This window comes from Bradyrhizobium sp. KZN70725 (genome assembly GCF_055264925.1).
Map to the genome: position 1 here is coordinate 1 of NZ_JBUYWT010000182.1, position 911 is coordinate 911.

General features: G+C 61.8%; 2 protein-coding genes. One reads left to right on the plus strand and one right to left on the minus strand.

The window, feature by feature from the left end; translation table 11 throughout:
* A partial coding sequence (locus tag ACZBJS_RS42585; protein ID WP_463440340.1) for a hypothetical protein occupies window positions 1-245 on the plus strand: 245 nt, incomplete at its 5' end.
* Window positions 246-379: 134 nt separating this feature from the next.
* On the opposite strand, the gene ACZBJS_RS42590 is transcribed toward ACZBJS_RS42585, so the two are convergent.
* A partial coding sequence (locus tag ACZBJS_RS42590; protein ID WP_463440341.1) for an IS91 family transposase occupies window positions 380-911 on the minus strand: 532 nt, incomplete at its 5' end.

Below are 911 nucleotides of genomic sequence, written 5' to 3' on the forward strand. Positions count from 1 at the left end.
AGCGAAGTGCGGGTCGGGACGAAGAAACGGCCTCAGATCGAACAAAGAAACTGACGAAGGAAAAGATGCGCCGACCTATCGCCTATTTAAACGCCTCCCTTGACAAAGCCCTTACAAGGAAACCGTGCATGGCGGGCGGGATGGTGCGGGCAGCGCTATGGGAATTTGAGCGCTGCGGCCGAGCTGGCCGATTGAGTTCGAGCCGATGCCGCGAGTTGCGCGCCGGTGTTGCGGTCTTTGAATGAATGGTGGGCAGCATCGAACTCCAGGAACTGTCGACGGATTGACGACGACAGGAGAACGTTCGGGTGCACTCGGCCGTGGCCAGTCGATGGACGGCCGGCAAGATGATCAGTTTTGCGGAATGGCCGTTGCGTGGTCATGAGGTGTCGATCCTGATGACGCGGCTTGGAGCGGTCGGCGATTGGCGCGGCATCTCACCGCGCACGAAGACCTCGATGACGATCATGCGGCCGCCGCAGCATGGACACGGCGGCTTGCCGATGTCGACGAGGGTCTCGGTGAGCCCATCCTCGCGATCTTCGACGGCGAGCAGCTCGCGCGCGCGTGCGATATTGTCGGCGCACGCGCCTCTCGCCAGCAGGCCGTAATGACGGATGCGGTGGAAGCCCTTTGGCAGGACATGAATGAGGAAGCGACGGATGAACTCGAAGGTGGTGAGCGTCATCCGCTTTTGACGGTCGTGGGCCTCGACCCGGTAATCCTTCCATCTGAAAGTGACGCGCTGCTGATCGAAGGCAATCAGGCGACTATTGGCGATGGCGACGCGGTGGGTATCGCGCGACAGATAGGCCAGTACCGCCTCCGGCCCGCCGAACGGCCGTTTTGCGTAGACGACCCACTCGGCCTTGCGCAGTGGCGCGAGATAAGCTGCGAAGGATTGCGCCTCG